The sequence below is a fragment of the Novimethylophilus sp. genome (genome assembly GCF_036504375.1).
In the GTDB taxonomy this organism is placed as follows: Bacteria; Pseudomonadota; Gammaproteobacteria; order Burkholderiales; family Methylophilaceae; genus Novimethylophilus.
This window is the reverse complement of the sequence record NZ_DASXVH010000010.1, coordinates 1-13797: the sequence shown is the minus strand read 5'-3', so window position 1 is coordinate 13797 and position 13797 is coordinate 1. Positions and strand designations below refer to the sequence as shown.

Below are 13797 nucleotides of genomic sequence, written 5' to 3'. Positions count from 1 at the left end.
TTCATATTGGATTTTACTTTACATCAAAGTGGGAAAATATTCCACATAATATATTGACATTTATTTTTATATATGTAATTTTACAAACTGTGGGAAAAGTTCCCACAGTCTTCCCTGGAGAAATTTTAAGGAGTGTGCGATGAATACATTTGAAAAAACAAAGATTGTCATTTCATTAAGTTGGGTTTTTGTATTTCCCGCAGCGGTCGTCGCCTTGCCTGCTAATGCTACAGATTCAGATTCTTCTTTAGCATCAGTTATTAAAAATGTTGATGAGCCAATAACTCTTGCTGCTGTTACTGAACTGCCAGGAAACAACAATATAGAGAAACAGGAAACTGCAGATCATCCTGGGCAACATGTGGATCAACCGGAACATGTGGATCAACCGGAACATGTGGATCGTCCGGAACATGTGGATCGTCCGGAACATGACGGTAACAACTAAATAACTGTAACAGTAATCTGGGCAAGAACCGGAAATCCCCTACTATAACTATAGTAGGGGAGGCCGGATTATTAGTTTACTGTAGAAGTATTTGTCTCAAATGTTGCAGATGACCTGCTACAGAATATTGTAGCCAACCCCAAGGTGAGTCCCCCGGTTCAAGCACTCTGATTTTGCCAACGTTGCCGGCCTGCTTCTGCCGGGGTTCGATTGCCGAGCGCAGAATGAGGTCGCTCGTTGTTGTAGAACTGCCGCCACTGCTCGATCACGATCTTGGCTTCCCGGCGCGTGACGAACCATTCCCGATTCAGGCACTCATCCCGCAACTTGCCATTAAAGCTCTCCACAAAGCCGTTCTGCCATGGGCTGCCCGGCTTGATATAAGCCGGCCCGACATTGTGGTCCCGCAGCCATTTCATCACGGCGGTAGCCGTGAATTCCGCGCCATTGTCGGAACGAATATAGGCGGGCTTTCCGTACAGCCGCATTAGCCGCGAGAGCGCCAGAATCACATCCTGGCTGCGCAGCGAGTTGCCAACTTCAATCGCCAGACATTCCCGGGTATGCTCATCCAGGATGCACAGCATTTTTAGTGTGCCTCCATCAGCCAGCCGGTCATGCACGAAGTCGTAGGTCCATACATTGTTGGGCTGGGTGGCACCGGGAATCCGGATATCGGTGCCGCAACGCCGCTTCCGCGGCCGGCGCTTGGGCAAGTCCAATCCCAGCGTCCGCCACAGTCGCCATACGCGCCCCATGCTCTGTCCCGTCATGATCGCAATGCGTCGATAGCCGAAGCGCGGATAGCGGCCGGAGGCTTCGATCAACTGGGCACCCAACTCCTTGTCCTTGCCTGGCTGCTTCAACTGATAGTTGCCAATCTGTCGGCTGACCCCGGCAATACGACAGGCGGCTCGCTCTGACAGACCTTGGTGCTTCAGGATGTCGAGCGCTTCTCTTCTCGCCGCCGGGGTTACCATTTTTTTGCGGCAATCTCCTTCAAGCCCTCGATAGCCAGCATCTGCTCGGCCACGATCTTCTTGAGTCGTGCATTCTCCGATTCCAGTTCCTTGAGCCGGCGGGCATCCGACACCGTCATGTCGCCAAACTTGTTGCGCCAGCGGAAAAAGGTCTGTTCGGTGATGTTGTGCTTGCGGCAGATTTCTCGGATGACAGCGCCATCGATCTCCGCTTCCCGCAATATCCCAATAATTTGTTCTTCGGTGAATCTCTTCTGCATTTAAGCCTCCATGTCAAAATTAACATGAAGACTCACCCAATGGGTGGTTACACGATTCTTAGCAGGTCACTTGGGCGGAATGCTGATGGTTACCAAGCATAATAGATATGTGCAGATTTGATGCAAAGATTGTTTGGCTTTGTTTGTCAAAGGTATACAAGAGCAATGAAAAACATCCTAATTGCAAGTTTTCCTGAAGACCGTCACGCAATTGCCGTTTCGATGGCGTTAAAAGCCAAAGGGCACAAGGCTACTCTATGGTCTACACCGAGCTACCCAAGATGCCAAGGCATGAAACTGGCGATATCGCCATGTGATTCCCAATATCAATGGACGCTAGCGGAGGACGACGCCCCAATTTCCACGGAGAACATTGATGCAGTTTGGCTGCGTCGACCACGGCCCCCAAGTCTTGCAGACAATATCCATAAGAGTGATGCCGAGAATGCTTTCCGAGAAGCTGATTTAGTCATGCCCAACATTTTTGAGCTTATTCCTTTGATGGGTATAAGCGATAAACTCTTCAATATTTTCCGAGCAGAGTTTGTCGACAATCCCGAGGATTTCTTCTGGTGGCCAATCCCACCAGGAAGATTCTAATAGTGCCTTACGTGTGGGCTCATCAAATCGCCACTTTACTACTTTTGCTGGATTGCCCGCCATGACTGCATAGGGTTCGACATTCTTGGTAATAATTGCCCCCGTCGCGACAACTGCACCATGACCGATAGTGATGCCTGGCAGGATTTTACAGTCATCACATAGCCAGACATCACTTCCAATGATCACATCCCGAGGGATAATGCCGTAATTTTTGTGCTTGCTTCTTTCAGGGAAAAATGCCGGGAACGGATAGCTTGTTAACCATTCTGTATGATGGTTTCCACCAAGATAAATTTCGACGTTCTGCGCGATCGATGTATAAGAACCAATTGTCAGATTGGAAATCTTGTCCCAATGCCTCACGTTAGGTACGCCATAAGTACAAATACCCATTGAAAACATGGGGTATCGTTGTTTAAAGCGTTCTTGATGACGCACAAAACGAAGAGGCTTTGGTTGGCGAGTTAATTTTCGCCATAATTCTTTTAGCTCTTTCATGTAATTTATATGATTTTTTGGTTGTATATGGTTAAGGGGTTACTGATTTAACCATAGCGTTTGAGGCGGCACTTACAGCTTGCCGCACTTAGGACTAGGTTAGGCGATATTATACTTTTCATATCCCGGCGGTCGCCATCTTTGACGGAATCACGCGATTTCCGGACAAAGGAATGACACGTCAATGCGCAGCCCGGAGCCGCTGGCCGTCGCTCCGAACGTAATGGCTGCACTATGCAGACGTGCGATTTCCTTGGCGATCGCCAGCCCCAGGCCGCATCCGTCGTGCAGATTCGACGGCGGGCGATGGAACGGTACACCCAGCATGCCTAGTTCATGTTCAGGTACACCCGGCCCGTCATCTTCCACCGTCAACAGGCATTGTGCGCGCTGACTCCGCAGTTTCACCCAGACATGGCCGCCCGCCGGAACGTAGCAAACGGCATTGTCAAACAGATTCGCAAGCAGCTCTCGCAGTAACAGGGCGCTGCCGCGGATTCGGCATGGTTGCAGATCAAAATCCAGCTCTATACCTTTATTGGTGGCTGAGATGACGAAATCGCCTGCGGCTTCGCGGATAACGTCGTGCAGTTCGACATCGGTGTGCGCAAAAAACGTTTGTTCAGCATGCTCCAGCCTGGCTAACGACAATAGCTGATTTGCCAGGTGAGACGTACGATGGGTCGTTGCCAATAGCTGGCGCAATGTCTCGCGCGCATCCGTCGGCGATTTTTCCAGGCCAACCTCGATCTGGCTTCCAAGCGCAGCAAGCGGTGTTCGTAATTGATGGGCGGCATCGGCAATAAAGCGCTTCCGGCTGGCGAATGCCAGCGTGAGTTTTTCGAGCAGGACATTGATGCCATGGACGATGGGGCGTAATTCTGCCGGAGCGGGTGCCTCTTCGATCGGCCGAAGGTCGTTGGGCGAGCGATTAAGAATTTCATCTCGCAGCATTTCTACGGGGGATAGCCCGCTGCGTACCCCGAACAGAATCGCGAACACAGCAACGATCGCAAGCGCGAACTCGGGCAACAGCATGCTCACGAAAATCTCGCCGAACAAACGGTCGCGCCCATGAACCGTCTGCGCAACCGCGATGAACACCGGTCTGCCGTTTACATTTTCGTCCAGCACTACGGCCCGATTTTTCCTGCCGCCCACGACGACATCCCAGAACAGGTGATTTTCCCCGGCTGGAGGAATGTCCAGGCGCAGCAGTTGGGTATCGCCCGCGATGAGCCTTCCAGCCTCATCCCAGGCGGCGTAGGAGACCTGATCGTCATTGTTGGCCAATAACATCTGCTGGGCGGCCAGCGGGAGTTCAAGCTGCATTTTTCCTTGGTGCATTTCAACCTGCTTGGCCAGGTCGAGCGCATCGTCCATCAGCCCGAGATCGTTGGCATCGTTGGCGGCACGTACGGCAAAAACATAAGCCATCGCCACGCCCACGAGCATGATGGGCATCAGCGGCAAAAGCAGCCGCTTGAGAAGCTGTCTGCGCAGGCTACTACTTTGCATCGACCGGCTCCTCCAGCATATAACCCAAGCCCCGGACCGTACGCACGACAACGCCGGCGTCGCCTAACTTGACGCGCAAGCGATGCACATAGGCCTCGATGGCATTGACGCTCAATTCCTGATCCCAGCCGGCGATCGCTTGGATCAGCTGCTCTTTCGAGACGATGCGCCTGGCGTGTGTGGCCAGATATTCCAGCACTGCCCATTCCCGGGCGGATAAATCCAGCGTGCGCCCGTCGAGATGGGCTTGCTTGCCCACGGTATCCAGTTCCAGGCGACCCAGGCTGAAGCGCGGGTTGGCGACGCCTGCGCTGCGTCTGAGCAGTGCGCGTATTCTCGCTTGCAGCTCGACCATGGCAATCGGCTTGACGACATAATCGTCGGCACCGATATCCAAGCCTTGCACGCGATCTTCCACTCCGTCGCGTGCCGTCAGTACCAGCACGGGCAGCGATCGGCCGCGCAGGCGCAGGTGGCGTATCACTTCATGGCCATCGCGGTCGGGCAAGCCGAGGTCGAGCACCATCGCGTCAAAATGCTCCACCGACAACGCATGCAGCGCAGCCGCGGCATTTCCCACCCAATCCGTCGCATATCCCGCATGGGCAAGCGACTGGGCAATTGCTGCGCCCAGCGTTTTGTCGTCCTCGACAACTAGTATCCGCATGTCAGCTCCACGTCAGCAAGCCTGAGCATGATGCCGCGTACATTGCAAACCAGCGTTATCCAAGCCAACAGCATGAAAAAATTCCTGATATTGATATTTTGGCCTGTTGTCGCTATTGCCGCAGATACGGGGGCACCTGCCAATGACGCCGGTTTGTCCAAGCTTACCCTATCTGGCGCCGAACAGCTGTGGCAAGCCAGAAACCGTGAGATTCAACTGGCACGGGATCAGGTTGCCGGCGTTGCAGCCGACAGATTGGGCGCGGCGCAACGCCCCAATCCGCAATTGTCGCTGAATACCGGTGCCATTGATACCGGCCGCAATGCGCCGGCCCTGGGAAGGCGCGTGCTGCATGGCTCCGATATGGTATTGCGCCTCGACCAGACGTTCGAACGCGGCGGCAAGCGCGAGTTGCGCATGCGTGCGGCCGACCTGCGGCTGGATGCGGCAAAACACGGCATGGCTGATGTCGCAAGACAGGGCCGTATCGCGCTGCATCAGGCGTATTACAACCTGGCACTGGCGCAGGAGAAGCTGCGCATCGCCCAGGAAAATGCCCGCCTGTCGGGCCAGACGGTGGAGGCCACCAGGCTGCGCCTGAGTGCGGGAGATATTCCTGCCTCCGATCTTTCGCGCATCCGGGTGGATGCCCTGCGGACGGACAACGATATGTTGCAGGCGCAGAACGACCTCAGCCAGGCGCAAACTGCGCTCGCCTACCAGATCGGTGCCGGGCAGAATGCCGCAACGATTGTGGCCGCGGACGCCTGGCCCGCGATCGGCGCGTTCCCGGCCGAGGGCATCGGCATCGAAAACCGCCCCGATGTGCGCGCGGCACAGATGCGGGTGCAGACCGCGGAAGCGGCGCGCGATCTCGCCCAATCCCTCAAGGCGCGCGATGTCACGCTCGGCGTGCAGGTCGAGCATAACGGCGGCAGCACGCCGTCGCATAGCGTCGGTTTCGGCCTCAGCATCCCGCTGATGACCGGCTATGAATACCAGGGCGAAATCGGCCGGGCGGAAGCCGACCTGCAATCCGCGCGCGACGCGCTGGAACAGACCCGCGCCCAGGCCATGGCGGAAATCGGCAGGGCGCGCAGCAATCTGGAAACTGCGGTCAGCCAGGTGCGGCACTACGACGACAGCCTGCTGGCGGAGGCTGGCAAGGCGCTCGCTGCCGCCGAATTCGCCTATCGGCACGGGGCCATTGGCGTGATGGATCTGCTCGATGCCAGACGCACCCATAAAGCTACCCAAATGGACGCGGCCGCGGCACGCGCCGACTACGCCAAGGCACTGGCGGCATGGCGTTTTGCCAACGAAGAAGGAGAATTGCAATGAAAAAACTGATCGCGCCCATTATCCTTGCCGGACTCGCCGTCGGGGCAGGGTATGGCTTCAAAATCTCGACCGAAAGCCATGCCGGCGTCCGGCCGCAGGCCGTTGCCCCGCGCGAGCCCAATATTCTGCGCTTTGCGCCGGATGCTCCGCAGCTGGTTTACCTGCACATCGCGCCCGTCGCTGCCGGGCAGGTGCCGGCGCTGGAGCCGCTGCAGGGCCATGTGGCATACGATGAGGATGCCACGTCCCGCATCACGGCGCCCATTGCCGGGCGCGTCACGCAAATCCGCGCCCAGTTGGGCGACCATGTGACAGCGGGCCAGGCATTGCTCGCGCTGGATGCGCCGGACTATGCCCAGGCCAGCGCGGACGTTCGCCGGGCGGAGTCCGACCTGCACCTGAAACGCACCGCTTACGAACGTGCCAGGACGCTGCTGGACGGCGGCGTCCTGGCACGCAAGGATTTTGAAATTGCGGATGCCGATCTGCAGCAGGCCGGCATCGAGCTGGACCGCGCCCGTGCCCGGCTGCGCAATCTGGGTCCGGCCGGAAACGGCGGGTTCGTGTTGACGACCCGCGTGAGCGGCGTCGTCACCGAGCGCCAGGTCAACCCGGGCAGCGAAGTGCGCCCGGACGGCGCCAGTACGTTATTTGTCGTGAGCGATCCCAGGCGGCTATGGGTCAATGTTGAAGTGCCGGAGAAGGACCTCGGCAAAATACACGAGAGCCAGCATCTGCGCGTGGAAGCGGATGCCTATCCGGGCATGTCGTTCGATGCCGTAGTGCTGATGGTGGGCAAGGTGCTGGACCCTGCCACCCGGCGCGTGGTGGTGCGCTGCCGCGTCGACAACCGCGAGGAAAAACTCAAGCCGGAAATGTATGTGCATGCAACGCCGCTGGGCGGGGGAGTTACGTTGCCGCACGTTCCCAATGACGCGCTGGTGACGGAGGGCCTGCAAAGTTTCGTATTCGTGGAGCGCGCCCCCGGCGTGCTGGAAAAGCGCCGCGTCACGCTGGGCTATCGGGGCCATGAAGACAGCTATGTCGCAAGTGGCCTCAATGCGGGCGAACGTGTCGCCGTAAGCGGAGCCCTGCTGCTCAACGCCGAGCTGGCGGGGAGCTGATGGGAATGCTCGATCGCCTGGTCACCTTTGCGCTGCAGCAGCGCACTTTCATTCTCGCCGGCATTGTGGCGCTCGTCGCCGCTGGCTGGTACGCGGTGGCGAACCTGCCGGTGGAGGCTTTTCCCGACGTGCAGGACGTGCAGGTACAGATCGTCACGCAGGTGCCCGGGCTGGCCCCGGAGGAAATGGAGCGTTCCGTCAGCCTGCCGATCGAGCGCGAGATGAGCGGCGTGCCGCGCATGACGCAATTGCGCTCGGTATCCATTTTCGGCCTGTCGGTGGTGACGCTGACCTTCCAGGATAACACCGATGACTATTTTGCCCGCCAGCAGGTGATGGAGAAGCTGCAGAACGTCAGTCTGCCGCCGGGCGTGCAGCCATCGCTGGCGCCGCTGACCACGGCGGTCGGGGAGATTTACCGCTATGTGCTCGAAGCGCCGCCGGGCACGCCGCTGGAAAAAATACGCGAATTACAGGACTGGGTGGTGCGCCCGGCGCTGCGCAGCGTATCCGGGGTGGCGGATGTTGCGAGTTTCGGCGGCGCGATCAAGGAGTACCAGGTGCGTGTCGATCCCTATCTGTTGCGCAAACACGGCGTGATGCTGGACCAGGTGACCCAGGCACTGGGCAACGGTAACGCCAATACCGGCGGCGGCACCGTGCGGCGCGGCGACGAAGCGCTGGTGCTGCGCGCCATCGGCCTGTTCAGGGGAATGGACGATATTTCCCGCGTGGCGGTGACCAGCAAGGATGGCAAGGCCATTCTGGTGGGCGATGTCGCCGAGGTTGTGGTCGGCCAGCGCACGCGCTCTGGCATCGTGGCCTACAACGGCCAGGACGACGTGGTGGAGGGCATCGTGCAGATGACCAAGGGCCAGAACCCGACCAAGGTCATCGCCGACCTCAAGAATGCCGTGGCAAATCTCGAAAAACGCTTGCCTCCCGGCACTCACCTGAAAACGATCTACGACCGCACCCAGCTGGTGAGCCATACCGTGCATACCGTGGAAGAGAACATGATCATGGGCGCCATCCTCGTGCTCGGCATCCTGATCCTGTTTCTGCGCTCCGCGCTGGCGGCGGTGATCGTTGCGCTGGTGATCCCGCTGTCGCTGCTGTTCGCGTTCGTCTTCATGCATCTCAAGGGCGTGTCGGCCAACCTGATCTCGCTGGGCGCGGTGGACTTCGGCATCATCGTCGACGGCGCGGTGGTGCTCGTCGAGGCGCTCATGGTGCGGCTCGCGTTAGGCAAGCTCGACGGCCTGCCGCAGCATGCCACGCCCAACTGGCGCGTCCATACGCTGCGCCATACGACGGTCGAGATGGGCCATCCCATCCTGTTCTCCAAGGCCATCATCATCCTGGCCTTCCTGCCCATTTTCACTTTCGAGCGGGTGGAAGGAAAAATCTTCACGCCGATGACCTACACCCTGAGTTTCGCCATCCTCGGCGCGGTCCTGCTGACCATGACGCTGATTCCGGCATTGCTGTCCTACGCCGTGCATCGCCACGACCTGGCCGAAAAGCACAGCGGCTGGATGCACGCGCTGCAGGAGCGCTACCGCAACCTGCTGGCGCGCGCGTTCCCGCACAGCTGGGCGATCTTCGTCGCTTCGATCGCCTTGCTGGCAGTTTCCATCGGCCTCGGCAGCCGCCTGGGCAGCGAATTCCTGCCCAAGCTGGACGAAGGCAACATCTGGCTCACCATTACCCTGCCGCAGGCCACCAACCTGGAAAAGAGCAAGGAAGTGGAGCGCCGGGTGCGCGCCATCCTGCAAGGCTACCCGGAAGTGTCCGGCGTCATCAGCCAGGTTGGCCGGCCTGACGACGGCACCGACCCCAAGGGGCCGAACAACATGGAAATTCTCGCCGACCTCCAGCCGCACGAGACCTGGCGCTTCCCCGACAAGGAATCCCTGGTCGCCGACATGACGAAGAAAATCCGCGCCATTCCCGGCGTGCCGACCAATTTCTCGCAGGTGATCGAGGATAACGTCGAGGAATCGCTGAGCGGAGTAAAAGGCGAGATCGCGATAAAAATTTTTGGTCCCGATCTCGATATCCTGGAAGACAAGGCCGAACAGGTGGTCGGCATACTCTCCGGCGTCCGCGGCGCCGCCGATGTGGCGGCTATCAAGGTAGGCGGGCAGTCCGAGCTGGATATCCTGCTCAGGCGCGAGGCCATGGCGCGCTACGGCCTCACCGTCAACGACGTCAACGCCACCATCCAGACCGCCATGGCAGGGACGGCGGCGACCAGCTTCCATGAGGGCGACCGCCAGTTCGACGTGACGGTGAGAATCAGGAAAGAGGCGCGCGACGCCGTGGACGACGTCGCGGAATTGCCCATTGCATTGCCGGGCGGCGGTACGATTCCGCTGGGCGCCATCGCCGATGTCGAGGTCAGGCAGGGCCCGGCGCGCATCGGGCGCGAAGCCGGCGGCCGCAATGTCGCGGTCAAGGCCAACCTGATCGGGCGCGACCAGGGCGGCTTCATTGCCGAGGCCATGAACAAGGTCAAGGCGCAGGTGCATTTGCCCCCCGGTTACAGCATGACGTGGGGTGGCCAGTTCGAGAACCAGCAGCGCGCCATGAAGCGGCTCGCCGTGATCGTGCCGCTGTCGGTGCTGGGCATTTTCGTGCTGCTGTTCTGGGCTTTCCGCTCCATGCGGCTGGCGGGGCTGGTGCTGGGACTGATCCCGTTTACCTGGATCGGCGGCCTCGCCGGGCTGGCGCTGGCAGGGCTGCACCTGTCGGTATCCGCGGCGGTGGGGTTTATCGCCGTGGCCGGCATTTCGGTGCAGAACGGCGTCATCATGGTGGAGCAGTTCCTGGAAGGCATCCGCAACGGCAAGGCAATAACGCAATCGGTGCTGGACGGCGCCGCCGCCCGGCTGCGTCCCATCCTGATGACCGCGCTGATGGCAGGGCTGGGCCTGCTGCCGGCAGCGCTTTCCCACGGCATCGGCTCGGAAACGCAGCGTCCTTTCGCGACCGTCATCGTCGGCGGCGTGGTGTCGGCGACGCTGTTCACCATTTTGCTCGCTCCGCTCGCGTTCGGCGTTTTTTTCGATCGGCGTAAGCCGGCCGCGTCCGAGACGTGAGGTGTTTGCGATGCGGGAAATGAATACGGAGCAAGGCTATAGCTGCGGTATTTTTGACGTTGCGGACGCTTTTGCCTGCTCGGCGGCGCGCCACAGGTACCAGGCCGCGGTCGAGCGATAAGGACTCCAGGCCATGCCGATTTCCGCCAGTGTTCTGGGCTTGGGCTGGGCGTCGAGGTTTTTGAGGATACGCCAGCCTTCGCGCACGCCGAAATCGTCCACCGGCAGCACGTCCGGCCGCCCCAGCGCGAACATCAGCAACATTTCCACGGTCCAGCGGCCGACGCCGCGCAAGGTGATGAGCCGTGCGATCAGCTCTTCGTCGGACAGCCGGACCGCCGCATCCAGGGTAGGCACCAGTCCGCTCTGCGTGGCGGCGGCGATGCCGCGGATCGAAACAATTTTGGCCGCGGAAAAGCCACAGCCCCGCAGTGCCACGTCCACGGTCGCCAGCACCGCCGCCGGCGCCGGGAACGCGACACCGGGATAAAGGGCGAGAAAGCGCGCCAGGATCGCTTTGGCCGCGCGGCCGTGCAGCTGCTGGTAGGCAATCGCCCGTACCAGGGCTTCAAAGGGCTCGCGCTCGAGATGCGGGCTCAGCCCGCATGGGCCGATGCGGGCGATCAACGCCGCCCAGTCGGGGTCGAGTGCCGCCAGATGCTGGCCGGCCGGATCGCTATAAGTCGTATTCATCGTTGTTTTCTTGCTCGAGCAGGTGTCATATCGATGATGCAGCAAGCCGTATGCAAAAGCACTGCGTTTCCTGCTCTCAAATTCGTGCGATTTCGGCCGCGTAACCGGCGCGATAATCCGGGTAGCGCAGCCTGTACCCCGTGGCCAGCATGCGCGCATTGCTTAGCCTCTTGCCGCCTGCGACCGCAGGGGGCGCGACGCCGCTGACGTCCACGTCCAGTTGTTCGGCCAGCCACTGCAGCACCTCGTATTGCGGCGCCGGGCAGCCGTCGGTGACCAGATAGCAATCTTCGACCGGCGCGCCGTTCAGCTTGCGGCGGATCAGCGATGCGATAAAGGCGGCGGCATCGTCGCGGTGGATGCGGTTGGTCCAGCGGTTTTGCGCGGGCCAGGACTGAGGCCGGCGGGCCAGCGCGAGCAAACGGTGACGGCCCGGGCCGTAGATGCCCGAAAGCCTGAGCGCCGTGCCTGGCAAGCCCGCGAGCAGAGCTTCGGCTTGCAGCAGGCGCTCGCCGCCGAAATCCGCAGGCGTTGCCGGCGCGGCCTCATCCAGCCATAGGCCGGTATCCTGGCCCTGGTTTTCCTGACCATAGACGCGGGTGCTGGAAACGAAGAACACATGGCGCAGCCCCGCATCCGGCAACGCCGCCAGCACATGGCGCAGGCCGTCGACATAATGGGCGCGGTAGCTGGCGTCGGTTTGCGCGTCGGCGGCAACGCTGTAGACCAGGATGTCCGGCCGCAGTGCCGCCAGTCCGTGCAGGGTCGCAGGCCGGGCGACATCGGCCTGAACGCCGTGCATCCCCGCCGGCAGCGGCACTGTGCTGCGGCGCAAGCCGGCGACATCGCAGCCTTGCGCCATCAAGAGTTGCCCTAGGGTAATGCCCAGGTCGCCGCATCCGGCGATGAGTATGCGTGCGTGATTCATGGGCAGAGTTTAGCATTGGCGGCGCGGCCGCCCGCTACGATGCCACCTGTTTATATGTTTTAATCGCAGCATGCGATTCCTGATATTTTTTCTGGCGATTCTGACTGCTCACCCGGTTTGGGCCGGGCTGCCCGTGCCGGTGATCCAGGCGCTGCGGGATGCGGACATTCCTCCGGCCAGCGTGGCGTTATACGTGCGGCAGGTGGACAGGCCGCAGCCGCTGATTGCCCATCAGGCCGATCGGGCGATGAACCCGGCATCGGTGATGAAGCTCGTGACCACATACGCCGGGCTGGAAATACTCGGCCCGGCATACAGCTGGAAAACCGAAATCCATGCCGCCGGCCCAATCAAGGACGGAGTGCTGGACGGCGACCTGATTCTCAAGGGCTACGGCGACCCGGCGCTGACATTGGCCGGGTTCTGGGAATTGTTGCGCAGCTTGCGCAACACAGGGCTGCGCGAGATCAAGGGCAACCTGGTGCTCGACCGCGGCTATTTCGAACCGTCGGCTGCCGACCCGGGTGCTTTCGACGGCGAACCGTGGCGCGCCTACAACGCCACGCCGGATGCGCTGCTGGTCAATTTCAAGGCGACGCAGTTCGGTTTCCGGGTGGAGCAGGATCATGTGGTGGTGGTTGCCGATCCCGATCTGCCGCAGCTCAAGGCCGTCAACCGGCTCGAGCTGCGGCAGGCGCCTTGCGTCGACTGGAAAGACCGGCTCGATTACCAGGTGACGCGCGAGCCCACGAGGTATGAGACAGAACAGGTCGTCATCGCCTTCAATGGCAGTTATGCGGCTGCCTGCGGCGAGCAGACGCTCAACCTTGCGCTGCTGGACGACTCGGGCTATGTATTCCAGCTGTTCCGCCAGCTGTGGCACGAGCAGGGCGGCACGTTGGCCGGCACCCTGAAGCAGGGCGATGTGCCGGCCAACGCGCGCCTGGTATTGCAAGGCAATTCTCCGCCGTTGGCCGAAGCCGTGCGCATGATCAACAAGAACAGCAACAACGTCATGGCAAGACAGATGCTGCTGACGATAGGCGCGGAAAAAGCCGGCGTTCCCGGCAGCGTGGAAAAAGGCGCGGCGGTGGTGCGGCAATGGCTGGGAAATAAGGGGCTGGATTTTTCCGAACTGGTCATTGAAAACGGTGCCGGATTGTCGCGCGTGGAGCGTATCGGTGCGCGGCATCTGGGGGAACTGCTGGTCGCGGCGTGGCATAGTCCGGTGATGCCCGAGCTGATGTCGTCGCTGCCGATCGCGGCGGTGGACGGCACGCTGGAGAAGCGTCTGAAAAACACCCCGGTAGCCGGCTCGGCGCATATTAAAACCGGCTCGCTGGACGGCGTGCGGGCGATGGCGGGCTATTTGCTCGACCGCAGGGGACGGCGCTGGGTGGTGGTGTTCGTCGTCAATCACGCCCATGCCGCCGCTTCGCACGCAGCGCAGGATGCGTTGCTGCAATGGCTTTACGACAGAAATTAAGAGTGCTCTTAAAGCAGGCTGGGCGCCAGTACTTCCATCAGCGTGACAGTCCTATGCCCCTTTTTGGTTTAAGTGCGTGTCGCCAGCCGCTTGAGCGATTTTTTCAGCGCGGAATCCGGCAGCGCGTCGGCCAGTTTCAGCAGGCTT

At 60.2% G+C, this 13797-nt stretch carries 11 protein-coding genes and 1 pseudogene; 6 read left to right on the top strand and 6 right to left on the bottom strand.

From position 1 onward, the window contains the following. The first annotated feature begins 139 nt into the window (after positions 1 to 139). Complete coding sequence (locus VGK14_RS00695) at positions 140 to 448, top strand: hypothetical protein (RefSeq protein WP_331506971.1); 309 nt, start codon at positions 140 to 142, stop codon at positions 446 to 448. A 158-nt stretch (positions 449 to 606) separates the two neighbouring features. On the opposite strand, the gene VGK14_RS00690 is transcribed toward VGK14_RS00695, so the two are convergent. After that, a protein-coding gene (locus VGK14_RS00690) for an IS3 family transposase (protein ID WP_331506970.1) occupies positions 607 to 1688 on the bottom strand; the annotation gives its coding sequence in 2 pieces (ribosomal slippage) (positions 607 to 1427 and positions 1427 to 1688; 1083 coding nt in all). A gap of 120 nt (positions 1689 to 1808) precedes the next feature. On the opposite strand from VGK14_RS00690, the pseudogene VGK14_RS14610 reads away from it, so the two are divergent. Further along, positions 1809 to 2123 (top strand): annotated as a pseudogene (locus tag VGK14_RS14610) (MvdC/MvdD family ATP grasp protein); the annotation flags it as partial. Positions 2124 to 2153: 30 nt separating this feature from the next. Here VGK14_RS14610 and VGK14_RS00685 read toward each other — a convergent pair. The 3 genes from VGK14_RS00685 to VGK14_RS00675 form a co-directional block, all read right to left on the bottom strand. After that, the gene (locus tag VGK14_RS00685; protein WP_331506969.1) at positions 2154 to 2789 is read right to left on the bottom strand and encodes a CatB-related O-acetyltransferase; all 636 of its coding nucleotides are present in this window, start codon (positions 2787 to 2789) and stop codon (positions 2154 to 2156) included. Positions 2790 to 2939: 150 nt separating this feature from the next. Beyond that, a complete protein-coding gene (locus VGK14_RS00680; RefSeq protein ID WP_331506968.1) occupies positions 2940 to 4307 on the bottom strand; it encodes a sensor histidine kinase in 1368 nt (455 codons plus the stop codon). Continuing rightward, a complete protein-coding gene (locus tag VGK14_RS00675; RefSeq protein ID WP_331506967.1) occupies positions 4297 to 4974 on the bottom strand; it encodes a response regulator transcription factor in 678 nt (225 codons plus the stop codon). Before VGK14_RS00675 ends, VGK14_RS00680 begins: the two co-directional genes overlap by 11 nt. Before the next feature lie 72 nt (positions 4975 to 5046). Here VGK14_RS00675 and VGK14_RS00670 point away from each other — a divergent pair, with 72 nt between their 5' ends. The 3 genes from VGK14_RS00670 to VGK14_RS00660 are packed head-to-tail and all read left to right on the top strand — an operon-like array spanning position 5047 to position 10543. Next, positions 5047 to 6315, top strand: a complete 1269-nt coding sequence (locus tag VGK14_RS00670) for a TolC family protein (RefSeq protein ID WP_331506966.1) — start codon at positions 5047 to 5049, stop codon at positions 6313 to 6315. Next, a complete protein-coding gene (locus tag VGK14_RS00665; protein WP_331506964.1) occupies positions 6312 to 7439 on the top strand; it encodes an efflux RND transporter periplasmic adaptor subunit in 1128 nt (375 codons plus the stop codon). Before VGK14_RS00670 ends, VGK14_RS00665 begins: the two co-directional genes overlap by 4 nt. A gap of 5 nt (positions 7440 to 7444) precedes the next feature. Beyond that, positions 7445 to 10543, top strand: coding sequence for a CusA/CzcA family heavy metal efflux RND transporter (locus VGK14_RS00660; protein ID WP_331506963.1), 3099 nt, complete (start codon positions 7445 to 7447; stop codon positions 10541 to 10543). Between the two features lie 36 nt (positions 10544 to 10579). Here VGK14_RS00660 and VGK14_RS00655 read toward each other — a convergent pair whose 3' ends face one another. Both VGK14_RS00655 and VGK14_RS00650 read right to left on the bottom strand, forming a co-directional pair. Then, positions 10580 to 11236: a DNA-3-methyladenine glycosylase gene (locus VGK14_RS00655; protein ID WP_331506962.1), complete on the bottom strand. Its 657-nt coding sequence runs from the start codon at positions 11234 to 11236 to the stop codon at positions 10580 to 10582. A 76-nt stretch (positions 11237 to 11312) separates the two neighbouring features. Further along, the gene (locus tag VGK14_RS00650) at positions 11313 to 12164 is read right to left on the bottom strand and encodes an SDR family oxidoreductase (RefSeq protein WP_331506961.1); all 852 of its coding nucleotides are present in this window, start codon (positions 12162 to 12164) and stop codon (positions 11313 to 11315) included. 70 nt (positions 12165 to 12234) lie between these two features. Between VGK14_RS00650 and dacB the strand changes: the two genes are divergently transcribed. Beyond that, positions 12235 to 13650, top strand: coding sequence for a D-alanyl-D-alanine carboxypeptidase/D-alanyl-D-alanine endopeptidase (dacB, locus tag VGK14_RS00645; protein WP_331506960.1), 1416 nt, complete (start codon positions 12235 to 12237; stop codon positions 13648 to 13650). Positions 13651 to 13797 lie beyond the last annotated feature (147 nt).

Coding starts and splice junctions, on each gene's coding strand:
- VGK14_RS00695 (WP_331506971.1), top strand. CDS start 140: ATGAATACATTTGAAAAAACAAAGATTGTCATTTCATTAAGTTGGGTT.
- VGK14_RS00685 (WP_331506969.1), bottom strand. CDS start 2,789: ATGAAAGAGCTAAAAGAATTATGGCGAAAATTAACTCGCCAACCAAAG.
- VGK14_RS00680 (WP_331506968.1), bottom strand. CDS start 4,307: ATGCAAAGTAGTAGCCTGCGCAGACAGCTTCTCAAGCGGCTGCTTTTG.
- VGK14_RS00675 (WP_331506967.1), bottom strand. CDS start 4,974: ATGCGGATACTAGTTGTCGAGGACGACAAAACGCTGGGCGCAGCAATT.
- VGK14_RS00670 (WP_331506966.1), top strand. CDS start 5,047: ATGAAAAAATTCCTGATATTGATATTTTGGCCTGTTGTCGCTATTGCC.
- VGK14_RS00665 (WP_331506964.1), top strand. CDS start 6,312: ATGAAAAAACTGATCGCGCCCATTATCCTTGCCGGACTCGCCGTCGGG.
- VGK14_RS00660 (WP_331506963.1), top strand. CDS start 7,445: ATGCTCGATCGCCTGGTCACCTTTGCGCTGCAGCAGCGCACTTTCATT.
- VGK14_RS00655 (WP_331506962.1), bottom strand. CDS start 11,236: ATGAATACGACTTATAGCGATCCGGCCGGCCAGCATCTGGCGGCACTC.
- VGK14_RS00650 (WP_331506961.1), bottom strand. CDS start 12,164: ATGAATCACGCACGCATACTCATCGCCGGATGCGGCGACCTGGGCATT.
- dacB (WP_331506960.1), top strand. CDS start 12,235: ATGCGATTCCTGATATTTTTTCTGGCGATTCTGACTGCTCACCCGGTT.